At 60.8% G+C, this 25,872-nt stretch carries 20 protein-coding genes and 1 other RNA gene; 20 read left to right on the top strand and 1 reads right to left on the bottom strand.

The features are described from left to right. Nucleotides 1-184 precede the first annotated feature (184 nt). The 11 genes from LQE90_RS05935 (at nucleotide 185) to recR (ending at nucleotide 13,138) form a co-directional block, all read left to right on the top strand. The gene (locus LQE90_RS05935; RefSeq protein ID WP_216528783.1) at nucleotides 185-694 is read left to right on the top strand and encodes a PadR family transcriptional regulator; all 510 of its coding nucleotides are present in this window, start codon (nucleotides 185-187) and stop codon (nucleotides 692-694) included. Then, nucleotides 687-1,067, top strand: coding sequence for a NifB/NifX family molybdenum-iron cluster-binding protein (locus tag LQE90_RS05930; RefSeq protein ID WP_216528784.1), 381 nt, complete (start codon nucleotides 687-689; stop codon nucleotides 1,065-1,067). Before LQE90_RS05935 ends, LQE90_RS05930 begins: the two co-directional genes overlap by 8 nt. A 152-nt stretch (nucleotides 1,068-1,219) precedes the next feature. Further along, a complete protein-coding gene (locus LQE90_RS05925) occupies nucleotides 1,220-3,937 on the top strand; it encodes a hypothetical protein (protein ID WP_231088220.1) in 2,718 nt (905 codons plus the stop codon). Between the two features lie 54 nt (nucleotides 3,938-3,991). After that, a complete protein-coding gene (gene hisS, locus LQE90_RS05920) occupies nucleotides 3,992-5,368 on the top strand; it encodes a histidine--tRNA ligase (protein ID WP_216528785.1) in 1,377 nt (458 codons plus the stop codon). A 51-nt stretch (nucleotides 5,369-5,419) separates the two neighbouring features. Beyond that, a complete protein-coding gene (locus tag LQE90_RS05915; protein ID WP_114566265.1) occupies nucleotides 5,420-6,091 on the top strand; it encodes a hypothetical protein in 672 nt (223 codons plus the stop codon). Nucleotides 6,092-6,903: 812 nt separating this feature from the next. Beyond that, entirely contained in the window at nucleotides 6,904-8,682 is a 1,779-nt protein-coding gene (gene aspS, locus LQE90_RS05910; protein WP_114566266.1) for an aspartate--tRNA ligase, read from the top strand. 226 nt (nucleotides 8,683-8,908) lie between these two features. Then, an RNA gene (gene ffs / locus LQE90_RS05905) (signal recognition particle sRNA small type) lies at nucleotides 8,909-9,002 on the top strand. Nucleotides 9,003-9,100: 98 nt separating this feature from the next. After that, complete coding sequence (locus LQE90_RS05900) at nucleotides 9,101-9,763, top strand: VTT domain-containing protein (RefSeq protein ID WP_114566267.1); 663 nt, start codon at nucleotides 9,101-9,103, stop codon at nucleotides 9,761-9,763. A gap of 181 nt (nucleotides 9,764-9,944) precedes the next feature. Then, on the top strand, nucleotides 9,945-12,131 hold the full coding sequence (gene dnaX / locus LQE90_RS05895; protein WP_216528786.1) for a DNA polymerase III subunit gamma/tau: 2,187 nt from the start codon (nucleotides 9,945-9,947) through the stop codon (nucleotides 12,129-12,131). 79 nt (nucleotides 12,132-12,210) lie between these two features. Then, the gene (locus LQE90_RS05890; RefSeq protein WP_114566269.1) at nucleotides 12,211-12,519 is read left to right on the top strand and encodes a YbaB/EbfC family nucleoid-associated protein; all 309 of its coding nucleotides are present in this window, start codon (nucleotides 12,211-12,213) and stop codon (nucleotides 12,517-12,519) included. A gap of 22 nt (nucleotides 12,520-12,541) precedes the next feature. Continuing rightward, nucleotides 12,542-13,138: a recombination mediator RecR gene (gene recR, locus LQE90_RS05885; protein ID WP_114566270.1), complete on the top strand. Its 597-nt coding sequence runs from the start codon at nucleotides 12,542-12,544 to the stop codon at nucleotides 13,136-13,138. A 341-nt stretch (nucleotides 13,139-13,479) separates the two neighbouring features. On the opposite strand, the gene LQE90_RS05880 is transcribed toward recR, so the two are convergent. Continuing rightward, nucleotides 13,480-14,889, bottom strand: coding sequence for a helix-turn-helix transcriptional regulator (locus LQE90_RS05880; RefSeq protein WP_216528787.1), 1,410 nt, complete (start codon nucleotides 14,887-14,889; stop codon nucleotides 13,480-13,482). A gap of 310 nt (nucleotides 14,890-15,199) precedes the next feature. Between LQE90_RS05880 and LQE90_RS05875 the strand changes: the two genes are divergently transcribed. The 9 genes from LQE90_RS05875 to LQE90_RS05835 all read left to right on the top strand — a co-directional run bounded on the left by LQE90_RS05875 (nucleotide 15,200) and on the right by LQE90_RS05835 (nucleotide 25,833). Continuing rightward, nucleotides 15,200-17,050 carry an FAD-binding protein gene (locus LQE90_RS05875; RefSeq protein ID WP_216528788.1) on the top strand — a complete coding sequence of 617 codons (1,851 nt, stop codon included), beginning with the start codon at nucleotides 15,200-15,202 and terminating at the stop codon, nucleotides 17,048-17,050. 250 nt (nucleotides 17,051-17,300) lie between these two features. Then, nucleotides 17,301-18,656: a molybdopterin-guanine dinucleotide biosynthesis protein B gene (gene mobB, locus LQE90_RS05870; protein ID WP_231088219.1), complete on the top strand. Its 1,356-nt coding sequence runs from the start codon at nucleotides 17,301-17,303 to the stop codon at nucleotides 18,654-18,656. 1 nt (nucleotide 18,657) lies between these two features. Then, the gene (locus tag LQE90_RS05865) at nucleotides 18,658-19,806 is read left to right on the top strand and encodes a 4Fe-4S binding protein (protein ID WP_216528789.1); all 1,149 of its coding nucleotides are present in this window, start codon (nucleotides 18,658-18,660) and stop codon (nucleotides 19,804-19,806) included. A gap of 75 nt (nucleotides 19,807-19,881) precedes the next feature. Then, on the top strand, nucleotides 19,882-20,628 hold the full coding sequence (locus LQE90_RS05860; protein ID WP_216528790.1) for a DUF975 family protein: 747 nt from the start codon (nucleotides 19,882-19,884) through the stop codon (nucleotides 20,626-20,628). Nucleotides 20,629-20,817: 189 nt separating this feature from the next. Beyond that, nucleotides 20,818-21,294 carry an RrF2 family transcriptional regulator gene (locus tag LQE90_RS05855; RefSeq protein WP_216528791.1) on the top strand — a complete coding sequence of 159 codons (477 nt, stop codon included), beginning with the start codon at nucleotides 20,818-20,820 and terminating at the stop codon, nucleotides 21,292-21,294. A 10-nt stretch (nucleotides 21,295-21,304) separates the two neighbouring features. Next, entirely contained in the window at nucleotides 21,305-22,633 is a 1,329-nt protein-coding gene (locus tag LQE90_RS05850) for a cytochrome c biogenesis protein/redoxin (RefSeq protein ID WP_216528792.1), read from the top strand. Between the two features lie 284 nt (nucleotides 22,634-22,917). Then, nucleotides 22,918-24,618 carry an FAD-dependent oxidoreductase gene (locus LQE90_RS05845; RefSeq protein WP_216528793.1) on the top strand — a complete coding sequence of 567 codons (1,701 nt, stop codon included), beginning with the start codon at nucleotides 22,918-22,920 and terminating at the stop codon, nucleotides 24,616-24,618. Between the two features lie 6 nt (nucleotides 24,619-24,624). After that, complete coding sequence (locus LQE90_RS05840) at nucleotides 24,625-24,990, top strand: cytochrome c3 family protein (protein WP_216528794.1); 366 nt, start codon at nucleotides 24,625-24,627, stop codon at nucleotides 24,988-24,990. Between the two features lie 180 nt (nucleotides 24,991-25,170). Next, the gene (locus tag LQE90_RS05835) at nucleotides 25,171-25,833 is read left to right on the top strand and encodes a TetR/AcrR family transcriptional regulator (RefSeq protein WP_216528795.1); all 663 of its coding nucleotides are present in this window, start codon (nucleotides 25,171-25,173) and stop codon (nucleotides 25,831-25,833) included. Nucleotides 25,834-25,872: the final 39 nt, after the last annotated feature.

The following is a 25,872-nucleotide window of genomic DNA, read 5'->3' as shown; positions in this document are numbered from 1 at the left end:
CCGTTCTTGAATTCTCCGTTCCCCAATGAGCGGGCGGGGATCGGGTGAAACGAGCGCATTGTCGCGCTACGTTCCGTTTTGTCGTTCGTAGAAAGACTCCTTTCGACATCTATATGTTGACAGCATGCATGTTGAAGGAGTATATATGTTCATGTCATATAGTACCCTGCATGAAGGAGGCGCTATGCCGCAAGGTGATTGCGAAACGTCGGGCACCCGAAACGGCGCTTCTTGCGGCGAGTCCGGTTTGGGAGCGGGCCGCAAGCCTTGTTGCCGCAGGCGAGGCGGCGGCGGTGGCGCGCTGGTGGAGCCGGCGGCGTTGGCTGCTCTTTTGCATGCGGGCGGATACGGGTACGACATGCGCAAGATCATTCTCGAGAAAACCGACGGTCACGTAGACGTTGACGTGGGCGGCTTGTACCGCAGCTTGCGTCGATTGGAAGAGGCTGGCGCGGTGGTGTCTCGCTGGTGCGACGAGGAGTCGGGTCCGCGAAGGCGGGAGTACGAGCTGACGCGCATCGGCGTGGAGATGGCCGAGCAGTGGCTCGAGGCGCTTCGCGATCGGCAGCGGCTTGACGAGTTGCTGGTCGGGTTGTTGGAGAGCGGTTTGGAAGAAGCCGACCGGAGCGTTTCCGCGTCGGATGATGCGGATCGAAGCAGCATCGCTTCGAAGAAAGAAGGAACAGATGAGTGAAACCATGAAGCTGGCCGTGCCCACGATGGGCCAAGCGGGGCTCGAGTCTCAGCGAGCGGGTCACTTCGGCCATTGCGATTGCTTTACGGTGGTCGAGATCGTCGACGGAGAGATCGCCGGAACGACCGAGATTGCGAATCCGCCGCATGAGGAAGGCGGGTGCTTGCGCCCGGTGGGCCTTCTTGCCGACGCCGGCGTGAACGCGATCGTGGCCGCCGGCATGGGGATGCGCCCGCTCATGGGCTTCAACCAGGCGGGCATCACGGTCTACTTCGACAATCAGCATCCTCTGGTAGGCGATGCCGCCAAGTTGGTTGCAGCTGGCGACGCTCCGGTGATGTCCGCCGATCAGGCTTGCAGCCACCATCACTAGGATTCCTCCCGCCCGGCGGCACCCTTGCCGCCAACGGCGACGCTCTTCTTCTAGAAGCGCCCCCGGAAAGCATGTGCGATCCGGGGGCGCTCGATGTTGTGCGGTGCTTCTGTCGTGCTATGCTGCTCGGATACGACCAGGAAGGAACATCCGTGCAGCAGGTAGCAGGGCAGGACGGTCTGTATCGCATGAATGCGGGCGACAGACTCTTTAACAAGGTGCATGTGCTTGAGGCCGGAATGCCTCCCATTCCGGGTGCGTTGGACGAGCCAGGTTCGTACGGGTTCGTCTCTCGGGGGCTGCCGACGCCCGGCACGGGCGGATCGTACGTTGTTGCGCTTCCCGACAAGCTTACGGTGCGCGTTCTGGCTTACATCGATCCGTACGGACGCGTGTTTTCGACGTCCGAAGCGCTGAGCGCGCCGCCCGCGCGCCAGCCCGATCTCTCGTTCGCTCGCTACTCCGACCAGGCTTCTTCGTCGCGCGAGGAACGTGGTTGCGTGTACGTGCACGAAAAGGATGCCAAGCGCGAGGTCGCGCAGTACCTCAGCGCCCAGGGGAGGTACGCGCTGTTCGATTCCTGGTACGATTTCGGGCCTTATGCCGGAGGGCTTCGCTACGATCATGCGATGGCCCGCGCCTACCTGGCTTTCGTGCATCGGCCGTCTTTGGGCGCGCCGGCGGTACCCGAGCGTGGCCTCGAGAGCGTGTTCGAGCGCTTGCGCGGCGACAAGCCTTTGGCGGCCATGCGCTCTATTGTTCTCGACGCGCGCAAAGCCGAGAGCGATCCTGCGTTCCGTCCTCCCGCGCTTGTGCGGTGCTTGGCGCAGTGGCTGGAGGACGCGGGGCTGGACGACCTCAAAGGCCGCGGTATGGAGGACGAGTCGGTGCGTCTTGTGCGGACTTCTCGCTACGCTGATACGTATTATGTGGCGGTCGATGACGAAGAAGTGCGGATACCTGCGCCTACGATATGGGCGCTTGAAGCCGCCCTCAATAGGTTCTTGCTGGTCAAAGAGGCGTTTGGGGATCGTGCGGCGTTTGCTACCGACGTTGATTGCGCGCGATGGGACGCGTACCTCATCGAGGCGGCCGCCGTGCAGCGCCCGCAGCTTGACCGGGCGGTTGACGCGCCCGAAGGCAACGAGGGCGGCGAATGGGATGCTCGCTGCAGGATTGCCGCTGCGATCGAGCGCCTGCGCTTGCCGTTTCGGATCGACGCGTCCTTTCGATTGGACGTTGCAGCAGGCGCGGTTGCCTTTGACGTGACGGTTCCTGACGCCTTGCTTATGCCGACGTGGGTTTGGAGCGAGGGCGTCGATCAGGATGCGTCGGGAAGCTGGCTCGAGGCTGATTGGGAGTTTCGCGATGCGCAGGCGCGCCGGTACGCTTTGCACCTTGGCTTGGTCTTGGTTTCGATCGCGTTCGAGGCGGTGGCGTCGGCGAGCAGGGTGGATGTGGCGGTGCGTCCTCTTTCCCGGAAGCAGGGCGACCAGGCGTCGGAAGGGGGAGAGTTTCCGCAGGAAGATCGGGCTCCCGCGTATGTTCAGGCTGCGTTCGACCGTGCGACGTACGAGCGCTTCGACGGTTTCGAGCAGGCTCGTGCGTTCGATCCCCTGCCTGCGTATCAGGCGTGTGCCGCCTGCTTCGATGGCGACGATGCTCAGGCGTTCGCGTACCTTGAAGGACTCGCCTCCAGTTCCGTGCGCGCCGATCTTCCTGAAACGTGCGACAAAGAGCTTTCCGACAGCGTCCGTTCCGTGTTGGGGGCGGATAGCAGCCGCGACATGCGCATCAGCTACGATGCGGCGTACCGTCGGTTGGCGGAAGGGCTGGCCGATCGCATCGTGCAGGCCGAAAGCGCTTCCGATGCCATTCGCATCGTTCGCGTTGCGCAGGAGGAGGCGGCCGCGGCTTCTGACGATCGGGCCGTTTCTTCGTGCACGCGTTTGATGGCGGCGCTTGCCGCCGGCAGCTTGGACGCACGCGACCAAAACGTCGTGGTTGGCCGGTACTTGGGGGAAGATCGCTGCCTGGTTGCGCTTGGCCGTGCGAAAGCGCTTGCCGAGCATGATCTGGGCCAGGCGGTCGACGTGCTGATCGATGCGGTGGCCGAGGCCGCCGCGCTTGACGGGTTCGTCGACGGATCGTCAACGGCGTACCGAGCGTTCGACTCGTACGTTGCCCGCGTTCTGTACAACCGAGCGCGATATGCGGGCGCGGGCTATCCGTCGCGCGCCGTACGCGATGCGGGCAAACGCGTACGGCTTGCCACGGATACGTTCTACCTCTGCCATCTGGAAATCGTGCGTCTGCTGGAGCATTCGTTCGAGCGTGCCGACGAGGCGCAGCGATACGGGCGTCGCGCCGTTGAGATAGCGCCCGCGACGGCTGCGGGCTATCGTCAGCTGGGTCGCGCGTACATGTTGGTAGGGGATATGGAGAACGCTTCCGCAACCCTTCTGGAGGGCCTGCGCATAGCTTTTCAGCCAAGCGATATAGCTATGGCTTACTATCAGTTGGCGTACGTGCTGTGGAAGATGGGGCGGGCGCGCGATGGCGCGGCTTGCTATTTGAAATCGCTCGCAACGTCGTCTATGGTGGCTGTTCAGGCTACGGCCGAGCTGCAGGAGCTTGTCGGGGAAACGGGCATCGATCTTCCCGCGCGCGACCAGGTGGATCTTGAATTGACGCGTGCGGGGATTCCCGTGGCGCCAACGTCGGACGTGCTGGACGCCTTGGACGAGGCGGCGGTTGCGGCCACCGACGAGGGGATGTTTCGCGTGGCTCGCAGCCTGATGGCCGCGCGGTCGCGTTACCGGCCGGACGATGCGCTCGTTAACGTGCTTCGTTCTTTGGAAAGCTCGTAGGTCTTTTACGTTACAATAGCAAGATTCCGAACAATAGAAACGAAGGGTCGACCCATGGCAATTCAATCTCCCGAGGGAACGCGCGATCTTCTGCCGGACGAGGCGAAGTTCTGGACGCATTTCAAGGCGACGGCGGCGGAGATTTTCGGTCGCTACGGTTACCTGCCGATCGAAACGCCCATCTTCGAGCAGACGGAGCTGTTCGTGCGCGGCATTGGCGAGGCTACCGACGTGGTGTCCAAGGAGATGTTCACCGCGATATCCGGCGAGAACCTGAAAAAGCTCCTGGAGGGCGGCAGCGTGAAGGCGAAGAGCCGCTTGTCCATGCGCCCTGAAGGAACCGCCGGCACGGTGCGAGCCGTGGTGCAGCACGACTTGGTCCCCCAGGGAGCTGCTCCTGCAAAGCTCATGTACGCCGGTCCGATGTTTCGCGCCGAGCGTCCCCAGAAGGGACGCCAGCGCCAGTTCAACCAGGTGGGCATCGAGTGCTTGGGCGCCGAGGATCCCAGCGTTGACGCCGAGGGCATCATCATGCTCATGCGGTTCTACGCCGCGATCGGCATTCCCGTGCGGGCTACTCGCCTGCTGGTGAACTCCATGGGGTGCGAGACGTGCCGTCCGGCGTACCGCGAAGCCGTGAAGGCGTACATGGACGCGCATGCCGACGAGCTGTGCGACGAATGCAAGCGCCGTGCGGAAATCAACCCGCTGCGTGCTTTCGATTGCAAAAACCCTGGCTGCGCCGCCGTTATGGAGGGTGCTCCGAAGATAACCGAGCATTTGTGCGACGATTGCCGCGAGCACTACCTGTCGGTGAAGACGTACCTCGACGGCGCGGGCTTGTCGTACGTCGAGGACCCGACGCTCGTGCGCGGCTTGGACTACTACACGCGCACGGTGTTCGAGGTTCAGGTGACCGAGGGAATGGGAAGCCAGAACGCCATCGGCGGAGGCGGCCGTTACGACAAGCTGACCGAGGAAGTCGGCGGACGTCCGACGCCGGGATTCGGCTGGGCTCTGGGTTACGAGCGGTGCGTGCTGGCGCTCGAGGCGGCCGGGCATGCGTTCCCCAAGGCGCAGCGCTGCGATTTCTTCGTTGCGTGCGTTGATGCGAGCGTGCGCGCCGAGGCGTTCTCTTTGGTGCAGGCGTGCCGCGATGCGGGGCTTGTGGGCGAGATGGACCACCAGCGTCGCAGCCTGAAAAGCCAGTTCAAGCTTGCCGACAAGCTGGGGGCTTCCATGGTTGCCGTGTTGGGACCCGACGAACTGGCCCGGGGCGAAGTGACGGTTCGCAACATGCAGACGCATCGCGAGCGCGCGATAGAACTGTCCAAGATCAAGGCTCTGCTGGCTCATTTCGGCGGCGAGCCGTTCGATGGGCGCGCGCCTTCGGTCGATGAGGTGTTCGGCGGTTTGGACGACGCGGAATAGACGCGCTTGCGCGTTCGGGACGTTCGGGCGCGCTGTCTGAGGAGGCTTGGAATGGCTGCTGGCAAATGGAGCGGTGTTGCGAAGGGCGCGGGCGCTGCGGCGAAGTTCGTGGCGACCCATCGAAGCGAGATCAAGGCGGCAGCTGAAGTTGCCGCAGGGGTAGCTGCCGAGGTGGCGCCCAAGGTTGCTCCGGTTGCCAAGTCGGCTGCGGACAAGGCGGCCGCAGCAGCCAGGCAGGCCCGGGCAAGCGTCGAGCAGGCTGCGCAGGGAGTTTCCGATGCGCGGACGGAGGCCAAAGGGCAGAAGGAAGAGCAGCGGGTTCGACGCTCGGCAGTGAAAGACGTGCTCCAGGCGGCTGCGGTAAAGCTGTCGTCGCGAGAGTTTTTGGAATCTTGGGACAAGATGGCGGGCTTCGATCCGGAAGGCGTGGCCCATTACCTGGAGATTCCGGGGTGCTACGTGATCCTTCGTTGCAAGCACGCCGTGAGGGACGACGACTACTCCTCGTACCACGGCGTGTACGTAGGGAGCTCGGTCAATCTGGGAGCAAGCATTCGCGAGCACTTGATCGGGTTGGGTAATCCGGACGTGTACGCAGACGTAAAGTATCGTCAGCCCGTTTACATTTTGGCGTTTACCCAGGCCGAAGGGATCGAGGAGAACCGAAAAGGCCTGGTCGACTTGCTGGGCGCGGACGAGTCGTACAACAAGCCGAAAGCGTGACGGCGCGGTAGCGTCCCGCATGCGCCGCGAGTGCCTTGCGCTCGCGGCTGGCCCCTTGCGCTCGCGATGTTGCGTCCCGCGCATGGCTGGCCCTGCACATGGCGGGCTCTTGCGCGCGGTTGGCCCCTTGCGCTCGCGATTCCGGCGTTCTTGGCAGGTTTTGACGGTTTGAGGTCGTCCGAGACGCCCCTTCCCGAACACGCGAAAAATCGAGCTACGTTTCCCCAGGTGAAATGCCATCTCCGATGAGAACAACATGCAAAGCGACATCAAGAGCCCGTCGCTACGACATCAAACCGCAAGAAACTGCCATGCAAAGCGGTTTTTCGCGCGCAACCCCTTGTCTGCAGGGGCACGAGCAGGGTGTCGGGCCTGTGGGCGCGTGGCGCCAATGCGGCGATCGTCGGCGATGCGCGGAAGGCGGCCGGAGCGTGACGGCCCTCGTTGATGGCGCAGCGTCGTTGACGCGGTTCGTCCGATAGGGGACTGCCGGGTTGAAGCTTTCGGCGAGGCTGCCCGCTTGCGGCGTTCCTTGCACGGCCTGATTCGTCTCGCGTTCGCGCGATGCAGTGCGGCCGCGACGTTCGCGTTCGACCGCAGGTTGCGGCAGCTGCGCCTGGGCAGCGGGATGAACCGCATGTTGGCGGATGCGGCGTCCTGGCGGGTTGTTCGCGCGCATTTTGCATGAAAAGACGCGATCAGGGGTTTGTTTTCCCTCGTTTGCCAGTACAATGACTAGGTTTGAGTAACGTCTGCCGTAACTACGAACGGCAGATGCAGATAGCAGTGCCAAGGAGCAAGGAACCATCATCATGACGGACTTCAGGAACGAATACTGCATGCACACCGCCACGTGCGGCGAGCTGCGCAAGAGCGACGTGGGGCGCGAGGTCGAGCTGTGCGGTTGGGCGTGGCACAATCGCGACCACGGCGGTCTTATCTTCATCGATCTGCGGGATCGTACGGGCTATACGCAGGTGGTCGTCGACCCCGATTGCGTGAGCGTCGACGACTTCGCGAAGGCCGAGCATTTGGGTCGCGAGTACGTGCTCAAGATTTCCGGCACGGTGCGCGAGCGCGGCGCCGAAGCCGCAAACCCCAATATGGCTACGGGCGAGATCGAGGTTCTGGCGAAGGCCGTCGAGGTCTTGAACACGTCCGTCACGCCTCCGTTCTCGATCGAAGACGGCATCGAGACCGACGAGACCACCCGCATGAAGTGGCGCTACCTGGATATTCGCCGTCCTGAGATGTTCGAGGCCCTGCACTTGCGTCACAAGGTTGCCCAGGCCATGCGAGGCGCGCTCAACGATCGCGGCTTCCTGGAAGTGGAAACCCCCATTCTGGCGAACTCCACGCCGGAGGGCGCGCGCGACTACATCGTGCCCAGCCGTCCGAACCCGGGCCGTTTCTACGCGCTTCCGCAAAGCCCCCAGCAGTTCAAGCAGATGCTCATGGTGGCCGGCGTCGAACGCTACTACCAGATTGCCCGCTGCTTCCGCGACGAGGATCTGCGCGCCGATCGTCAGCCCGAGTTCACGCAGGTGGACATCGAGATGAGCTTCGTGCGCGGCGACGACGTCATCGACATGATGGAAGACGTCATGGCCGAGACGCTGAAGGCGGTGGGCGTGGACCACGAGTTCCCGCTGCAGCGCATGCAGTACGCCGAGTCCATGGAGCGTTTCGGCAACGATCGTCCCGACACGCGCTTCGGCATGGAGCTCAAGGACATCACCGACATCGTGAAGGACACGGGCTTCAAGGTGTTCTCGAGCGTGGCCCAGTCCGGCGGCGTGGTGAAGGCCATCAACGCGAAGGGCGCAGGCGATTGGAGCCGCGGCGAGGTCGAGAAGCTGGCCGACATCGCCGCCGAGAACGGCGCGAAGGGCATGGCCTGGATCGCGTTCACGACGGACGGCAACGAGAAGAGCCCCATCATCAAGTTCTTCAGCGACGAGGAGTTCGCCGCTCTCAAGCAGGCCATGGACGTGGAGCCGGGCGACCTGCTGCTGTTCGCGGCCGACAAGCCCGCGGTGGCGAACGCCGTGCTGAGCGCGCTTCGCTTGCACATGGCCGACGCGCTCAACGTTCCGCGCGAGGGGCATCAGCTCCTGTGGATCGTGAACTTCCCCATGTTCAAGTACGACGAGGACGAGAAGAAGTACGCCGCCGAGCATCATCCGTTCACGCATGTGCTGGACGAGGATGTGGACAAGATCGAGTCTGCTCCGCTCGAATGCGGCAGCTATTCCTATGACCTGGTCATGGACGGCTTCGAAGTGGGCGGCGGCACCATCCGTATCCACAATGCCGAAGAGCAGCGTCGCGTGCTGCGCGTGTGCGGCTTGACCGACGAGGAAATCGACGAGAAGTTCGGGCACCTGATCCACGCGCTCGAGCTGGGCGCTCCGCCGCATGGCGGCATCGCCCTGGGTCTTGACCGTCTGGTCATGCTGCTGGGCGGCAAGTCGTCCATTCGCGACGTTATCGCGTTCCCGAAGACGAGCTCCGCGAGCGACCCGATGACGGGCGCCCCGAGCGCCGTGACGGGCCGTCAGCTCAAAGAGGTCAACCTGCGCACGCTGTAAGGGCGCGCAATCTCTCATCTTGTCGGGAGCTCGCTGCGCAAAGGCGAGCTTTCGATTGGCGGGAGCAAGGCGGGGGAGCGGGGTCATCGACTCTGCTCCCCCGCTTCATTTAAGCTTGCAACGGGTCTGTGTGCTTTTGGTTGCTTCAAATAAGTCGGTTGGCTTGGATTTTGCGAGATCGTATATACTAATGCCTCGCATGCGCGAGCATGTTCGAGAATATCTCGGATGGGCCGGGGCGGCGCCATGTTCTGAACCTGGTCAGGTCCGGGAGGAAGCAGCCATAAGGGACCGCTGACGAGCGCCCCTGCCTATCCGGGATATTCTTTTATCTTGACGGCTTGCGGCCGACGGGTTGGCCTGCCTTTCCAGCCGACCGGGCGCGACTGCAGTTTCGAGTGCGCTTCGAGGAAACCCCATGGAAATCATCCAGTTCTTCATTGACTTGCTGCAAGACCCTCGCGGCTTCATTGCCGAATGGATTGCAGCGTTCGGCATGGGCGCGTACATCCCCATCTTCTTGATCATCTTCATCGAGACCGGCGTGGTTATCATGCCGTTTCTGCCCGGTGATTCGCTCCTGTTCACGGCGGGTTTGTTCGCGGCCGACGGCGGCGGCTTGAACTTGGCGCTGCTGCTTCCGGTGGTGTGGGTGGCGGCGATCTTGGGCGATTCGTGCAACTACTGGATCGGTCGCGAATTCGGCAAGCACATCATCGATTCCGGGCGCGTCAAGTCGATGACGCCCGAGCGCATCGAGAAAACCGAAGGCCTTATTAACAAGTACGGCCCGCTGGCGATCTTCCTGGGTCGTTTCTTCCCGTTCATCCGCACGTTCGTGCCGTTCTTTGCAGGTTTCGGGCACATGCACTACCGCAAATTCTTGCTGTTCAACATCATCGGCGGTATTACGTGGTCCACCGTCTTCGTGCTGCTGGGCTACTTCTTCGGCGGCATTCCGGTGGTGCAGGAGCATTTCGAGCTGGTGATCGTTGGAATTGTGGCCATTTCCCTTATACCGGCCGTAGCGGGCGCGATCAAGGCGAAACTGAGTTCCTCCAAGGCGAAGGCTGGGAAATAGCCCGATCGTAGCATTGTGACGCTGCCCCTGCTGATGCTGTGGTGGCGCGCTGCGGCGGCTGCGCGGAAAGCGCGCTTCTTCTATAATGGGCAAGAACGCAGAAAACGCGGGCGCATGCCAGTGCAGGGCGCCCGCGTTCGCATAACCACGGATGCATACGGGAAAGCGGGAGCCGCGCGCTATGGCAGAGGCATTGTACAGAAAATACCGGCCGCAGATATTCGAAGACGTCGTTGGCCAGGAGCATATCGAACGCACTATCAAAAACGCGATCGAGCAGGATAAGGTAAGTCACGCGTACCTGTTCACCGGCCCGCGCGGCACCGGCAAAACCACTACGGCGCGCTTGCTTGCCAAGGCGCTTCTGTGCGAGCACGGCCCTACGTCCGAGCCTGACGGAACGTGCGATGATTGCACGATGATCGCCAACGGCGAGCATCCCGACGTGTACGAATTGGACGCCGCAAGTCGCACGGGCGTGGAGAACGTGCGCGAGGAGATCATCGGTCGCGTTCAGTTCGCTCCTACGCGCGGTCGGTACAAGATCTACATCATCGACGAGGTTCACATGCTGTCGACGGCGGCGTTCAACGCGCTGCTCAAGACGCTTGAAGAGCCGCCGAGCCACGTGGTATTCGTGCTGGCTACTACCGATCCCCAGAAGGTTCCCGAAACCATCCACTCGCGCTGCCAGCGTTTCGATTTCCGCCGCATTTCGGCTGAGTCCATCGTGTCGCGACTGGGCGCCATCTGCGTGTCCGAGGACGTGGAGTTCGAGGGCGAGGCGCTTGACCTGATCGCCCATCGCGCTGAAGGCGGCATGCGCAACGCGCTGACCTCGCTTGAGCAGCTTATCGCGTTCGGCGAGGGCAAGGTTACGCTTGAGGTGGCCGAGCGCATGCTGGGCGGGGTGGATACGAACGATCTGGCCGAGATCATGCAGGCCATTGGCAAGCGCGATGTGGCCACGTGCTTTCGCTGGACGGCGGAGTTCGTGGAAACGGGAGCCGATCTGGCTCAGTTCACGCGCGATTTGGCCGAGCACGTCCGCAATCTGTACGTCATGTCGCTGACCGATGCCGACGTTGCCTTGGAAGTGGGCGATACCGAGCGGCGCGAACTGGTGAGCGAACTGCCGCTGTTCGGGGCGGATCGTCTGTCGCGTCTGCTCGGCGTGCTGGGCGACTTGTCTGCCGAATTGAAAACGTCGACGAATCCGCGCTTGTCGTTCGAGATTGCGCTCACGCGCATGGTTCGTCCCGATTCGGATTTGACGCTCGAGGCGCTTGCCGAGCGCATCGAAGCGCTGGAAAGCGGGCATTCGGCCGTTGCCCACGTGACGTCGGCGGCGGCTCCGGTGGCCGTTCCTGCGGCGGCCCCGGCATCTGCGCCTGTCGCCCAGCCTGCCCAGCCCGTTCAGCCTGTTCAGGTTTCGCAACCTGCCCAGCCCGTTGCGGCTGTTCACGCTGCGCCCCAGCCTGCACCCGCTGCCCAGCCTGCGCCTGTGTCGCAGAGCCCGGCGCCCGCGGCCGCTCCGTCCGCGACCGCCTCTCCGGCTTCTGCTGCTCCTGCGGCCTCCGCTTCCGCCGCAGTTGTCCAGGCGGATCCTGGCGCACCGGCGGCAGCTTCGGGCCAAGTTGCCGACAGCCTGCAAAACCCCGCGGCTCTCCAGCGCGTTTGGCAGGCTGTTCTTGCTACGCTCAAGAAGAACAAGGCCGCTTACGGCGTTTTGTTCCTTAACACGAAGGCCGTGTACGATGCGGGCAAGCGCATCCTCTTGATCGAATTCCCTGCGGAAAACGCCTTCGCGTTCAAGGCCGTGCAGAAGCAAGATGTCCAAGATGCCGTGTCCGCCGCATTGACTCAGGCGTGCGGTTCCGCGGTGCCGTTCGCGTATTCGCAGGCCGGTGCAAGCGCCCCCGCGTCTCCGGCTGCTGCTTCCGCTGCTCGACCCGCTTCGGCGGTCTCCGCATCTCCTGCGGCCTCTGCCGCGCCTCGTGCGCAGGCGGCCGCATCCCACGCGCAGGCTCCGGTCGCTTCGACGTCTCGTCCGCAGCCCCAGCCCCAGCCGCAGCCGTCTGCGGCGATGCCGACCTACGACGTTCCTCCGTACGAGGACGAGCAGGTGCCCTACGACGACTTCGACGTTCCTGCGCCTGCGCCTGCGATGCCCGATGCTTCGCCGGTGCCTGCCGCGCAGCCGGCTCGGATGCCGCAGCCTCAGAGCGCGCCCGCTTCCATCCCGGCTTCGGCACCTGCTTCAACCCCTGCGACCGTGCAGAGCTCTCCCGCCGACCCCAGCGACCTGCAAGCCATTCTTGCCGCCGGTTTTGGAGCTGGCGTGGTCGTGGAAGAAGTGAAAGAATAGGAATCCGCGCCGTTCGAGGTTCGGTTGATGTGCCGGACCGGTCGATCGCGTGCTAACGAATCTGAAAGGAAACCGTACTATGGATATGAAGAAGATGATGAAGCAGGCTCAGAAAATGCAGATGGAGCTTGCTCGCGCGCAGGAAGAAATCAAGGACATGACGTTCGAGGCTACGGCTGGCGGCGGCATGGTCAAGGTTGTTGCGACGGGCGACATGGCCATCAGCAGCATCACGATCGATCCCGAGGCCGTTGACCCCGAGGACGTGGAAATGCTTCAGGATATGGTGACGGCTGCTGTCAACGAGGCGCTTCGCGGCGTGTCCGACATGAGCGCCACGCGCCTGAACGCCGCGACGGGCGGCATGAGCATCCCGGGCCTCATGTAGATCAGGCGAAGGGGAATTTGTCATGCACGCAGCGCCGTCTATCCAGAAACTGCTCGATGAGCTGGAGCGCTTGCCTGGAGTTGGTCCGAAGTCCGCCCAGCGCATAGCGTACTGGATACTGAATGCCGACAAGGCGACGGCGCTGCGTCTTTCCGAAGCTATTGCCGAGGTGAAAGACCAGGTTTGCTTCTGCAAACGCTGTTTCAACTACGCCGAGGACGATCTGTGCGAGATATGCCGCTCGTCCAAGCGCGATGCGAGCACGATCTGCGTGGTAAGCGAGCCGCGCGATATTCCTCCCATCGAGCGAACGACCGTCTATTCCGGGGTCTACCACGTGCTGGGGGGCGCGCTTTCTCCTATGGAGGGCATCGGGCCGGACAATCTGCGCATCGCCGAGCTTATGAAGCGCTTGGCAAGCGACGAGGTCCAAGAGGTTGTGTTGGCGACGAACCCAAACGTGGAAGGCGAGACCACGGCTGCGTACCTTGCGCGCCTTATCAAGCCGCTGGGAATTCGCGTTACGCGCCCTGCAAGCGGCTTGCCCGTAGGCGGCGATTTGGAGTTTGCCGACGAAGTCACGCTTGGTCGCGCTATCGAGGCTCGCAGGCCGTTGTAGCGGGCGCGGCGAGCGTCCGTGCATGACGGCCGATGCCCGCGGGAGCGTTTTCGGGCATAAAAAAGGGGACGTCTCCGTCCCAAAGATAAGAAGAAGGGTTCTGCCCCCTCCAAAAAACAGAACCCTTTTCTTTATCGAAGCATCAAGCTTCTGTAAAGCAGGTTGTAGTATACCACCGATCTCCACGAAATCACAACATGTTTTTTCGGCGAATAGCAAAGGGCTATGTTGACCTGGTGAAATGTTTGCTCGGAAAAGCTTAATATTCCAAAGCGTTTCCTTCTTGAAGCGGTCTCTGGAGCGTTTTCGCGGCCTTCGCGCGTTACGTTGCAAAGCGGTGTTTAGGCGCGATCCTTTGTGAGCTTCAGTATGTCTTCGCGAGACGACACCTCTAGCTTACGGTAAATATTATGAATGTGCGTTCGGGCGGTGTTGGGAGAGATGAACAGCACGTCTGCGATATAAGCCCCGCTGTGTCCTTCGGCAAGATACGAAAGGATCTCTTGCTCGCGGGCTGTCAGATTGTACGTTTCGGCCAGTTGGGCGCAGCGCACGGATGCGGGAGTGGGGCCGGCGTTCGATTGTCCTGTAGGTTCGACGCGGTCGTTTTCGTCGCTTGAGGTCCATTGCGTTTCGCGCTGGTATCGAATATGCGACGAGAAGACCATCGCGAATGCGTACAGCGTAGTAATTATCGTCACTACGATAGGGGTTACGTGGTCGCCCATCGCGGTGGCAAACGCTTGGCCCGTGAACGACGCGGCTGCAAAGAGGAAAACCGCAAGCGAGAAGACCGCGTCAGATGGGAATTCGCCCGCATTGGCTATGGCGCACAGTGTTGCAAGGGTGAGTATGGCCGCTAATGCGTAGAGGGCATACGTGAGGTACGTTGCCAGCTGTTCTCCCTGGCCTACGGTAGCCGTGATGCTTGTGACGGCTAAGAGCAGCATGGCCATAAGCGGAAGAAACGTTTGATGCATACCGCCACGCAGCGATAGCCGCCTTTTTCTTAGCAATGCATACGCCAGAAGAATTGTTGCATCGAGTGCAAGCATGGCTAGGTAGGCGTCCTGGCTCTGGTTGAACGACGTGCGCATTACCGCCATAACGAAAGCGAATACGATCAGGCCAAGGCCTGGAGCTGCAAGGACATCAACAAGGGATGCGGCGATTGCGCGCGGTTCGCCAGTTGACCGGCGTTTCGCCTTTTTGCAAGAGGGGACGGTTGCGCCAAGCGCCAACGGTACGATGACTGCTGTTATTGAAGCCAGTACGAACAGCGCGGTTACGCCAGCCAACGGTAGAATGCTGTAAAGATGGCATAAGAGCGCCGAGAGGATGCTAGCGAGAGAAACTATTTCGAGGGCGCGTTTGATCTTGAATCGAGTACACACGCGGCCCCAGGCAAGCACTAAGCACGTGTCTGCTAGTGCCGTGGTGAAAGCGAGTGCCACCACCGAGGTTGTTCCGAAGCTGCCGGACCAGGCGAAAAGAGCATACGTAAGCGAGCAGCAGAGGTAGATTGCCCCTCCGAACGAACTGAGCATCACGTAGGGAACGCGTTTTCCGGCAAGGGTGAGCCCAAGGAACAGGGCCCCTAAAACGGTCGCGCACAGAAGCGTGGTCTCGGCGAAGGTTCCTATGAAGGACTCGGCGTGCTCGAACCTTAAAAACGATATGACGGCACCTGAGTAGATTAGAAGCGTTGAAAACAAGCAGCCTAATCCTACGACCAAGGCGATTGCGGTCATTGGCGACTCGTTGGAAGTTCTTGGTTTCTGGTTGTCGCATGCCTTGGCCATGCGGTTCCTCCTGGCTGCTTGGGGCAGGCTGCATTATAGCATTGCTACGTCTCTTCGTTAATCAAAATGCTTGTTTGATCTGCTGAAACGCATGAGATTGAGAACATCTACGTAAAAACGTTGAGCGCCTTTGCCTTCGTTGAAGGCGAAATCAACGGTTCATCGGATAGCGCCAAACCGGTCTTCTGGTCAGGATGGAGCATGTTGAAGCCAACGCAGTGCAGCGTTGGGAGTTGGAGTGCGAAGGAGAGGGAGAGCGATGGAGCTTTCACGAAGGAATTTCCTGGCAGGAGCGGCGAGTGCTGGCGTTCTGGGCGTCATGGGGCTAGCCGGCTGCGCTCCGCAGCCGGCTAAGGAGCCGGACGGGGGAAGCGCGGCTACGGGCGAGGCCGCTTCGGCCCGCCCGGCATACTATATGTGCGACGAGAATTGGCTGGGCTCCGCGCCCGAGATTGCCGATGGCGACATTGCGGAGACGAAGTCTTTCGACGTCGTGGTGGTGGGCGGCGGTCATGCTGGCACGCAAGCGGCGTTGGCTGCTGCGCAAGAGGGCGCGAGCGTGGCCGTGATCGAGAAGCACAACGACGGCGAAATCGTGTATCGGGGCGACGACATCTGCTCGTACAATTCGAAGCTGCTGGAAAGCTGGGGTTTCGGTCCGTACGATCTGAATGAAATCGTGAACGAGTACGTGCGTCGCGCCAATGGACGGTGCAGCACCGATGTCATTCGTTCGTTCGTGTACAACTCGGGCGAAATGATGGACAATCTGGCTTCGCTCGTTCCCGATACGTCGAACGTGTTCGATTTCGAAGGCGGCGAGTGCATCGTTCAGATCGCTTACGACAAGCCGAACGGAGCCGATTACCCGGTGGAGGTGTCCGGCTATAAGATGTGGGCGTCCACCGTGCAAACCGTTGGTACGAAAAATGCCGACCCAGTGGGCAAGAGTGGCTTGACGGACGTTTCCCGCTTGGCCGAGCTCGAGACGTATTGCCGCGATGCCGCCGAGGATCTGGGCGCGAAATGGTTTTGCGGTCATGCTGCGGTGCGTTGCGTGCAGAGTGACGAGGGCGCAGTCCTTGGCGTTATCGCTCAAGATGCCGACGGATCCTATGTGCGCTTCGACGCATCCAAGGGCGTTATCCTGGCTACGGGCGACTTCGGTGCCAATGCCGACATGGTGTGGGAGCTTTGCTCGGAATGCGCCGAAAACGCCGAGCGACATGGCGTGGATAGGGAAACGTTGACGGGTATGACCGACTGCGATGGCTCCGGTCACAAAATGGGCTGCTGGGCGGGCGGCGCCATCGAGAGCCATCCGCGCCCCGTGGCTGGCGACGCGCCTTCCATTTCGTTCGGTCCCTGGGGTTCGGCTCCAAGCCTGTGGATGAACTGCAAGGGCGAGCGCTTCATGAACGAATCGTATGCGGGGCTGGTGCTGGCTCAGTCGTGCCGTCAGCCTATTGATCTCGAGGCGGCCATGGTGGGCAACTTCGCCATCATGGATAAAAAGCACATGCAGTATATTCAGGCGGGCGGCCTTGATCACGGTGCTCCTAACTGGGGATTTCCTGAGGGCATCGAAGAATATCGGGCGCAGATGGACGGCGCAGACCCCTCTGCTGGCACCATTGAGGTTCGCGGTCTGGAAATTGCGAACCGCACGAGGCCGTTTGTGAACGAGGTGTTCGTCGGGGCTACCGTGGAGGAAGCGCTGAAAAATGCCGGGCTTTCCGGGGAGGCTCTCGAAACCGCAAAGGCCACGGTCGAGCGTTACAACGAACTGTGCGCTGCTGGAGTGGATGCAGATTACGGCAAGCCGGAGAATCTGCTCATTCCGATCGACGAGGCCCCGTTCTATATTGCCAAGCAGGGCACCGAGCGCTTGTACGGTCCTGGCCTGAACACGCTTGCGGGCTTGTGCGTCAACGGAAGCTACCAGGTGCTTACGGCTTCGAAAAACGATGTCGTCAAGGGTCTGTATGCGGTGGGCAACACGATGGGCGAGCGCTACGGAAACGCTTACAACTGTCCCTCTGCGGGCAACAACATGGGCAACGCCATGACGAGCGGCCGCGTGGCTGGCAAGCACGCTGCTCGAAGCTAAACGACTCGCGACGATGCTGGGAACGGCGAGCGAGCGGTGATGCAGCGCACCGTCCGTCCGCGCATGTCGGCATCGTCTTTTCCTCCCTCCTGCGAAGGCCGCGCTCGAGCGCGGCCTTCGTGCGTTCGGGCGCGGCTAGCATGATCGGTTGCTGGAGGTGGACCCTGATGCGCCGGTGCCGCCCGCGTTCGCGTTTGCGCTCGCTTCCTGTCAAGCTCCCTTCCGTGCGTCGTGCTATACTGAGCGCCGAATGAACAGGGGGAAGCGCATGGTGAACATTCCTAGTCCGGCGGTGTCCATAGTTGGACGCCATAATTCGGGCAAGACCACGCTGATCGAAAAGCTTATCGCTGAACTGGTGGCTCGAGGCCTCGACGTGGGTAGCGTGAAGCACCACAGCCACGTGGGCTTCGATATCGATATTCCCGGAAAGGACTCGTATCGCCATCGCGCCGCCGGTGCAAGCGAGACGGTGATTGCAGCTCCGGGCCAGATGGCGCGCGTGAAAACCGTCAAAGGCGAAATCGAGTGCGCTGAAATCGTGCGCAGCATGCCCGGTCATGACATCGTGGTGGTGGAAGGCTATCGCAAAAGTGGGCTTCCCACCATCGAAATCATGCGTTCGGGCAACGAAGCCGACGCACGCGTAGCCGACGTGTTCGCCGAAGGCGCGCGTTGCGGTTGGCCGCTCGGCACCGACTTCACGCAGTTCACGCGCGGTACGGTTCCTCCTGCTGACGACCCGGCCGCTCACGAGATGCTCGAACGTTCCCAGCAAGCGCCTGCTTCAGCAACGGGCAGTCACTTCGCCGTGCAGCATCCCGATCATGCCGATATTTCCAACAAGCTTCCCACGGCGCAGACCGTTGCCGTGGTGACCGATATCGCCGATGCGCATCGCGCTGCCGAGACGTACGGCATCCCCTCGTTCGATTTGAACGACGTTTCCGGATTGGCGGATTTCGTCGCGCAGCGCTACGCTCGGCCGCGTGTGACCGTGGTGATCCAGGCAGGCGGGGAGAGCCGTCGCATGGGTCAGAGCAAGGCGACGGTTCCGTTCGCGGGCCGCCCCCTTATCGCCCGCATGGTCGAGCGACTTGCTCCCGCTTCGGATGACTTGATCATCACGACGAACGAGCCGGAAAACCTGACGTTTCTGTACGACATGTTCCCGCAGTACCGCATCCAGTTCGTGCGGGATGCGTGCGAATGCCGCGGTGCGCTGCCGGGGTTGTACACGGCTCTGCAGGCGGCCGGCAACCCGTACGTTGCCGTAGTGGCGTGCGACATGGTGTTCGCATCGCCGTCGCTTGTTGTTGCCGAAGCCCTGGCCATGAACGAGTCGGGCGCCGACGTGGTGGTTCCCATCAACAAGCACGGCTACGAGCCGTTCCACGCAATGTATCGTCGCTCGGGCTGCCTGCCTGCCGTGACCGCGGCGCTCGACCGGGGAGAAAAGCGCGCCCAGGCGTTCTTCGCCGACGTGAACGTGCTCGAATTCCCGCAAGCGCGCGTCTTGGAGGCCGAGCCCATGGGCGGCTGCTTTATTAATGCGAACACGCCCGAAGAGCTTCGCTCGTTGGAAGAATCTTTCTTGGAGGGGTAGCATGCCCAACCTTATCGACATAGTCGAAGTGGCGGAAGCGCTTGAGAGCAAGGCCGTTTACTTGGCCTCCGATCGCTGCACGGTGGTGCGAAACCGTCATTCCTCGTGCACGAAGTGCTCGGATGCGTGCCCGACCGGCGCAGTTGAGGCGGTCGACAACGTGCTGTCGCTTGACAGCGATGCCTGCGTGGCATGCGGGGCCTGCACGACGGTCTGTCCCACCGAAGCGCTTATTCCGTTGCAGCCGCTTGACGAGGACCTTGCTTCAAGCGTGGCGGAAGGCGTGGTGAATACCGAAGGGATGGCCGTATTCGCGTGCGCTCGCATAGCGTCGAAGCGCGTGGGCGATCCCCGACGTTACGCGGAGGTTCCGTGCTTGGCTCGCATGGAAGAAAGCGTGCTTCTGGGGCTTGCCGCGCGCGGCGTGGAGGATATCGTGCTGGTTGACGGCACGTGCTCGACGTGTAAATTCAGAGCGAATGTGCCGGGGATCGACGCCACCGTTCGTTCGGCGAACGATCTGATTGCCGCGCAAGGTTCCGAGATCCGCGTGAGGCGGGCGTCGGCGTTTCCCGAGGAAGTGTTGCTGCAGGACAAGCGCAGCTTGCTGGGTGAATCGCGCCGGGGATTTTTCACCAGCGCTCGTTCGCGCGCGGTGGATGCGGCCGGGAAAACCGCCGAAGTGATGGTGTTCAAAAACGATGGCACCGCTGGTCCGTCGCTACGCGATCGCCTGCGCATGTCCGACGCGGGAACGCTTCCGCAGTTCAACCCCGAGCGCCGTATGCGCGTGCTCGACGCCATGGATGGGCTGGGCGCTTCGACGGTGCCTGAAATCGATACGCGGCTGTTCGGGTCGGTGTCGATCGACGAAGAAGCATGCAGCTCATGCGGCATGTGCACGGTGTTCTGTCCTACGGGAGCGCTCAAGAAGAGCGAGATGAAGCCCGCGGACGGCGAAGGCAGCTTCCTTGAATTCTCCGCGGCCGATTGCGTGCAGTGCCGCCTGTGCTCCGATGCATGCTTGAAGAGTTGCTTGACCGTAAGCTCTACGGTGAGCACCGATGAGCTGTTCGACTTCGAGCCGCGCCTCATCCATCTGCCGAACCCTCCGAAGCGCACCGGTATTCTGGGCGGCCTGAAGCGCTAGTCGAGCATTCGGATGCGGGCGGTCTCTTTCTGGGGTATGCTAGGCTTTGAGCTTGCCGGATAAAAGGAGGCCGCCATGTATGCCCGTCAGGTTCGCGCCATCGCTCGGAGTGCTCTGCGGGGCATGTGGGGCGTTGCGCTCGTTGTTGCCCTGGTGGCCGTGATCATAGGCGACGTAAACGCCGCCGTGCTGCCGTCTTTCACCGTTCAAGCGGGCGATGCTTTCTATACCGTCGGCAGTTCTGACGGATTCTCGTACTTGGTGCATATTCCTTTCGCGTTCGAGCTTGCTTTTGCGGAGCCGTTCGGTTTCTTGGGCGTTGTCATCGGCATCTACGGCGTTGTTGTTCTGATAATCGGCGGGGCGGTGCGGCAAGGACTTTGCCAGTTCAGCATTAACCTGATCAAGAAAGATGCCCCTGCGGAATTCAACGTCTTGTTTTCGAAGTTTTCGAACTTGGGCAAGTGTCTTTTACTGAATCTTGCCATGTGGCTTCTCATTTTTGCATGGTCGTTGCTGCTCATCGTTCCGGGCATCATCGCCGCCTACCGCTACGCTATGGCTCCCTACATCATGGCGCAAAATCCGGATATTGGCGTGATGGACGCCATCGGCCAGTCCAAGGAGCTTATGAGGGGGCACAAAGGCCGGCTGTTCTGGTTGAGCCTGACCTTCATTGGGTGGGTGCTCCTGTCGGTTTTGACCTTTGGGATAGGCTTTCTCTGGCTGAACCCCTACATGGAGGCGGTGCAGGCGGCTTTCTATCTGGAGCGAACCGATCAGCTTCCAAGCACGTACGAAAACAGCTCCGCTTTCATCTAGCTCAGAGAATCAAGGCGGGACAAGCGTTTGCGCTCGAAGTTCTTGGAACGAGCTTTCGAGCCTTCGGCGAGGTTGCCATATGTCGATTTGTAAACTGTATTGAAAACGAGTACAGAACTGTTGTATAAGTAGGTGCAGCAGACAGGGGCCGATTGTCCTCGATCGGCCCATTCGATTTTCGGAGTAAGTATGAACAGCGATTTCATGGTAGCGGTGCACGCGCTTGTGTATTTGAACCATAAGGCGGACACCGTTTCGAGCGAGGCGCTTGCCGAGAACATTTGCACGAATGCGGCGCGCGTGCGCAAGGTGATGGTGCCGCTCAAGCGCGCGGGCCTGGTGTCGACGCGCGAAGGAAGCGTGGGCGGATACCGATTCGCGGCCGATGCTGCTGAAGTGAGCCTGCGAACGGTGGCTGACGCTTTGGGCGTGCGTTTCGTCGAATCGACCTGGCACAGCGGCAGTCATGACATGGATTGCCTTATCGCGTGCGGGATGGCCGATGTCATGGACGGCATCTTCGCCGACCTGAACAAGCGCTGTTTCGAGGAGCTTGATCGCACGAGCGTAGCCGACATCGATGCGCGCATATTCGAGCCGAGCGCTCGAGACGCCGATCGTGCGACGCATCCCCATTCGCTGATCCCAAGCAATTCGACCGATTAGGAGACGTCCCATGGGTTTTTCTCTCGAAACGAGCATTCCCGCTTTGACGGTGTTCGTGCAAGGACTCCTGAGCTTTTTCTCTCCCTGCGTGCTGCCGTTGATTCCGTTGTACGTGGGCTATCTTGCCGGCGGCGCAGGCAAGGTGGGCGAAGACGGGCTCATCGAGTACCCGCGCAAGAAAGTGTTCGTGAACACGCTGTTTTTCGTTGTTGGCGTGAGCTTCGCGTTCTTTTTGCTGGGCTTTGGGTTTACGGCGCTCGGGCAGTTTTTCACGGGCAACCAGCGCGTGTTCTCGATGGTGGCAGGCATCATCATGGTGGCGTTCGGCCTGTACATGCTGGGCGCGTTCGGCAAGACGCGCCTGATCGAATCCGAGCGTCGCCTACCGTTCAACCTGGGCTCGTTCGCTATGAATCCCCTGGTCGCCTTGGTGTTGGGCTTTACGTTCAGCTTTGCGTGGACGCCGTGCGTGGGGCCGGTGCTGGCAGGCGTTTTGCTTATGGCGTCGTCGAGCGCGTCGGCGGCGTGGGGCTATGTGCTGGTGGCCGTGTATACGCTGGGCTTCGTGCTGCCGTTTTTGATGGTGGGCTTGTTCACCGGCGAGGTGCTGCGCTTTTTCCGCACGCACGGAAACGTGGTCAAGTACACGGTGAAGGTGGGAGGAGCGCTGCTCATCGTCATGGGCTTGATGACGGTGACGGGATGGATGAACGGCGTGACCAGCTACCTGTCTTCGTTCGGCGCCGCTCCCGCCGCGCAGGAGCAGCCTGCTGATGGGGCGGGCGATGCGGGCAAGACGAACTCGGACGAGCAGCCTTCGTCGTCCGCATCGTCGCCTGATGGGGACGCTGCTGGAAAGGGTTCCTCGGAGGATGCCGCTTTGGCTCCCATGGCCGATATCTCCTTGGTTGATCAGGATGGCGTGGAGCATAAGTTGTCCGATTATCGCGGCAAGACCGTGTTCCTGAACTTCTTCGCCACGTGGTGCGGGCCGTGTCAGCGCGAGATTCCCGATATCGAGGCACTGTACCGCGATCGTGGTCAGAATCAGGGCGATCTGGTGGTTCTGGGCGTGGCGAATCCTAAAACCGCCGATAGACCGCAGAACAGCGATGCTTCCGAGGGCGATGTGAAATCGTTCATCAAGGAATACGGCATCACGTATCCGGTGCTGATGGACACAAAGGGCCAGTTGTTCAGCGCGTACGGGATCAGGTCGTTTCCCACTACGTTCATGATCGACAAAGACGGTAACGTGTTCGGATACGTCACCGGCATGCTCACCGCCGACGTCATGAACAGCATCGTAGAGCAAACGATGACCGGCGTGCGGAAGTAGGTTTTGCGCGGAGGTTTCTGACCGCTCGTTCCGTTCTGGGCGAGCGGTTTTTTGTCTTGCGACATTCCGGGTGATGAAAGGCTCTCGCTTGCAGTCGATGCGGGGGCTAAACCGTTTCTAGCCGTCCTAATAGTGCTCCTGGTTTTTAGGGTGCTTAGGCGCGGCGCGAGATCTCTTACTTTACAGCGTAAAGAAATCGCGTTACCATTTGCTTTACAGTGTAAAGAAAGCACTGGGGGAGTCCGGCTTAAACGCCGGACCAAGGCATCAACAAAGGAGGAGCAATGGGAGAAGCGGACGTTTCACGTCGTTCGTTCCTGAAGGGCGTCGGCTTGGCCGGGTTGTCCGCTGGGGCGATGGGTGCATTCGGATCTGCGGGCATCGCGTTTGCCGATGACGCGGCAGCTGGTGCGTCATCAAGCGATGCGGGCGATGTGTACCGACAGCTTGCCAGCGACACAAACCTGATTCCGGTAAACAAGGCTGCTTGCCCTGGACCGCGCGGGCCGGTCGGATTCGAGGATCGCGACATCGCTGCAAGCGAAATAGGGTCTACCGAAGACTGCGACATCGTGGTGGTGGGTGCCGGCATCGGCGGCCTTATGGCAAGCCTCAAAGCTGCAGAAGAAGGCGCGAAGGTTATCTGCATTGAAAAAATGACGAAAGGTCGCGGCTGCTTCGAGTGCTTTGGCGCCGCAGGTGCGAAATGCCAGGAAGGCACAGCTATCGACAAGGTGGCGCTGCTCGATGAGATATATCGAAGCGCATATTGGCGCGTGCGTCCTGAACCCACGCGTACGTATGTTGATCGCTCGGGGGAGGCTACGGATTTCTGGCAGTCGATGCTGGACAAGGGGCAAAACGGCTTCGTTATATCCAAGGTTGAAGGGGCTCCCTCTACTAACGGCATGCCTGCGTTGAACCCGCTTATTGATACCGAGCTGGGTTTTTACGACAGCCCCTCGCTTCCGCCCGATGCGGGCGTGCGTTCTGGCTATTCGGGCATTTACGTGTGCCTTGAAATGCAGGAAGTAGCAAAGCTCTACGACAATTTGGATCTGCGCTTTGAAACTCCCGGCGTGCAGTTGGTTCGTGACGAGTCCGGTCGCGTAAGTGGCGTTATCGCTAAAAGCGGTGATACGTACGTGAAGATCAATGCCGGCAAAGGCGTTATTCTTGCCACTGGCGGCTACGATGCGAACCCTGATCTTATGCAAGCCTGGACGCGACCGGAGGACTACGCGACGTCGAGTTGGTGGAATCCCGGTTGGGGGACTACCGGCGACGGACACCTGATGGGTATCAAGATAGGTGCTCAGATGGATTCTTGCCCGCAGCCGATCATGAACTTTCGTTGGGGTAATCCGGATTCGTTTTACGATGCACGTACGTGGAACGCTGTCTACTTCGCGCTTATGGTCAACGGTCAGGGAAAGCGCTTCGTGCGCGAGGATCTTCCGTTCCAGAGCGTGTCCAATGCTCAAAACGCCCAGCCCGGTTATGGAAAGAATTGCTGGCAAGTGTTCGACGAGACGATGTTCGAAGGCATGGAAGACGCGGTCGACGAGTTTAAGGAGAAGGGGTGGCTCTTCGAGGGTTCCTCTCCTGAGGAGCTTGCAAAGCAGTGCGGCGTAGATCCCCAGGGTCTCGCGGACACTATCGCACGTTACAACGAGTTCTTTAAGGATGGCGTAGACAGGGATTTCGGGCGTGATCTCTCCCAAACCATGCCGTTTACGGGTACGCGCTACTTTGCCCTGACTACGAATAGCTGCGTGCTAGCTACGGTTGGCGGATTGACTATCGACGGCGACTGTCGTGTGCTTGACGCGGATGATCAGGTTATCGAGGGCTTGTACGCTGTCGGCAACGCATCGGGGAACTTCTTTGCAGGGAATTACCCGCGTCATATTCCAGGAACGTCTATCGGTAGGGCTGTCACGTTCGGCTACGTGGCTGCCGAGCATGCCGTGAAGGGAGCGTAAGGAACTATGTTGAATGCGAACCGATCCGCACGCGTGAAAACTGTCGTTTTTGCCGCCGCGCTGTGCTTTTCGCTCGGGCTTGCGGCATGCGCGCCAAGCGGAACTCAGGAAAGCTCGTCGTCTGTGGCGACGACGCAAACATCTGGCGACGTCGCGGGGGCTTATGTGTCCGATGAGCAATGCTTGAGCTGTCATGGTGGAAGCTACGAGGCTCTTGCTGAAACTACGTCATCGTACGGAGCCAGCAACCCTCATGATTCTATCCACGGAGGTTACAATTCCTGCGTGAATTGCCATGCGAAGGACAAGGAGGTCACCGACAACCAGTGCCTCCATTGTCATGATTGGCCCCATAATCCCAAGACGGCCTAGGCGCGATTCGCCGCTTGTCTGCATAGCGGTTTAAGTCCCTGCTTCTTGATTGCGTAATACGCAGGCCGGCCTTTGTGCCGGCCTGATTGGTTTTCGCATGATGTGCGTCCGGCGCCTCGGGGCGCGCGAATCGTCGTGCTATGCTGATGATGAAACGTATGCGCGTCGGGAGGGAACATCGTGGGCTCGGAGTTTGCGAGGAATCGAAAATGCGGACTGAACAAGGACGTTATCGTTGATGCTGCCTACCGCATGATCGATCGCGATGGATTGAGCACGTTTACCATGCGCGCGCTCGGAGCGGAGCTGGGCGTTTCGGCCATGGCGTTTTACGCGCACTTTTCTTCGCGCGAAGAAGTGCTTGCGGCGGTGCTTACGCGATTCATGGAAACGATGGATACCGACCCCGTTCCCGGTGAACGCTGGGATGATACGCTGCGCCGCACCATGACCTCGATCCATCGGGAGTTCTTCGCGCACCCGCACATGCACGATGTGGACAACGGAATAGATCCGTTCGTTTCGTATGCGGGACTGGCGGCGCATACGGAAAAAATCGTATCCCTGCATCTCGCGCAAGGGATGCCGGAGGACGTTCTTGCCAAAGCATGGGCGATGGTCGATGCGTTTCTCTCGGGATTCAACGCCAGCGCAATCGGAGCCGCTCGTCTTCGAAGCGCAGAAGAGACGCATGGCGATGAGTCCTCTTGTCTGCCTCCGTGGCAACGCATCGTGCGCAGCGCCTATACCGAAGACTCCTTTGCCAACGGTATCGAGATGATCATTATCGGCGTGAGGGGGCTGGCTGCGCCCGATCCGTGCGAATGGCGCACTCCTGCCTAGACTGCAGATGGACATGCGAAGCGCCCACCGAGATAGGTG

It is taken from the genome of Paraeggerthella hominis (genome assembly GCF_021044775.1).
Lineage (GTDB): Bacteria > Actinomycetota > Coriobacteriia > Coriobacteriales > Eggerthellaceae > Paraeggerthella > Paraeggerthella hominis.
This window is presented reverse-complemented; position numbering and strand designations above follow the sequence as displayed.